We start from the raw sequence: 1,858 nt of genomic DNA, 5'->3' as shown, positions 1-1,858 counted from the left end.
CCCCTTAAAAAATATCGGCGCCATCATCATTGATGAAGAGCATGAATCCTCCTATAAGCAGGATTCCAATCCTCGCTACCATGCGCGCGATGTGGCTCTGCTGCGGGCTCAGTACAATCAAGCCGTTCTGGTTCTGGGCTCTGCAACCCCCAGCTTGGAGAGCCGAGCGCGGGCCAGCCGGGGTCTCTATGACTTTCAGCTCCTGACCAAGCGGGCGAATCCTCTGGCTCGGATACCTCAGGTAGAAGTCGTTGATTTCCGGGATTACATCGGTCAGAACGAGGCCGCTAATTATACACCGCCGCTGCTTGCAGCCATTGAAGAACGGCTGCAGCGCAAGGAACAGGTAGTCCTCATGCTGAACCGGCGAGGCTATTCCAGCTTTGTCATGTGCCGGGAGTGCGGTTCGGTGGATACCTGCCCCAACTGTGATATTTCTCTGACCCTGCACATGGACACCAAGACCATGAACTGCCACTACTGTGGTTTTAGCAAGAATATTCCTCAGAGCTGTCCTGTCTGTTCCAGCCGCAGCATTCGTTACTATGGCACTGGTACGCAAAAGGCCTCCGATGAACTGGCTCAGCTTTTTCCTCAGGCCCGCATCCTCCGTATGGATGTGGATACGACACGCAAAAAAGGCAGCCATGAGGCGATTTTAGAAAGCTTCGGACAGGGTCAGGCAGATATTCTGCTGGGGACTCAGATGATTGCTAAAGGGCTGGATTTTCCCAATGTGACCTTGGTCGGTGTGCTCAATGCTGATACGGCTCTCAATCTGCCGGATTTCCGCTCCTCAGAGCGGACTTTCCAGCTGCTGACCCAGGTAGCCGGCCGAGCCGGCCGGGCCGAAAAAGCCGGGCAGGTTTTTATCCAGTCCTACAATCCGCATCACTATGCTATTGAGTTTGCGAAAAAACAGGATTACGAAGGTTTCTATGCCTATGAAATGAGTATCCGACGACAGCTGGGCTATCCGCCTTACTACTATACGGTCGGCATTACCCTGTCGCACCGAGATGAGGAAAAAGCTGTCAAAGAATCTTATCGGGTCTTGGATATTCTGCGGGCCGGACTGTCGGACAAGGTGCACATTTTGGGCCCGACTCCTAAGCCCATTGCCCGAACTCACAATCTCTATCATTATCAAATTCTGCTTAAGTACCGTTTTGAAGATGATCTGCAGACCAGTCTCAATCAAGTTTTGGACCTAACGCAGGAGAAGGAAAACAAGGACCTGCGCCTGAGCATTGATAATGAGCCGCAGAATTTTATGTGATAAACTCAGAGCGGACAGAACTTCCCAAAGGCAGTGCCAGCTCTGCGGGAGGGGCGGCTGCTGCAAGCCCAACAGCCTCCCAAGCTTGCAGAGGGACCGGCCTTCCTTTTGCTGCAAGCTGACCGACCCTGCTGTTGCCTTTCTGGGATTGGGCTGAAAAGGTTCTCCGAACCACCTCATTTCCAAACTGTTGAAGCAAATCGCAGCAAACAGGGCGTGAGTCTGACACAGAAAGAGTGGAAAAGCTGTCTTTAAGCAGAAGACGGCAATCAGCTGGATTTTTCTGCTATAATAGAGAGAGCACTGCGTTTTGTAAATCAAACGATAGAAATAGACGAAGCTGGGGACTTTGGTCCCAGCCTCATGGAAAAAATTCGAGGAAACTATGTTGAAACTAATCTTTATGGGAACGCCGGACTTTTCAGCAACTGTTCTGAAAGGGCTGCTGGAAAGCGGGCAGTACGAGATTCTGGCGGCAGTAACCCAGCCTGACCGGGCAGTCGGCCGCAAGAAAGAAATCCGCCGGACACCGGTCAAGGAAGTGGCTTTGGCCTCTGGCCTGCCAGTCTATCAGCCTGC

Annotated in this window: 1 protein-coding gene and 1 pseudogene; both read left to right on the top strand. The window is 52.3% G+C overall.

Going from position 1 to position 1,858, the window contains the following annotated elements; all coding sequences use genetic code 11:
- On the top strand, window positions 1-1,279 hold a 1,279-nt coding region (gene priA / locus STRDD11_RS00080; RefSeq protein ID WP_128835283.1), incomplete at its 5' end, for a replication restart helicase PriA.
- Window positions 1,280-1,664: 385 nt separating this feature from the next.
- A pseudogene (locus STRDD11_RS00075) lies at window positions 1,665-1,858 on the top strand (methionyl-tRNA formyltransferase); the annotation flags it as partial.

This window comes from Streptococcus sp. DD11 (genome assembly GCF_001578865.1).
Taxonomy (GTDB): Bacteria; Bacillota; Bacilli; order Lactobacillales; family Streptococcaceae; genus Streptococcus; species Streptococcus panodentis.
Note: the sequence above shows the minus strand (reverse complement) of the source record. Positions and strands in the feature narration are given on the sequence as shown.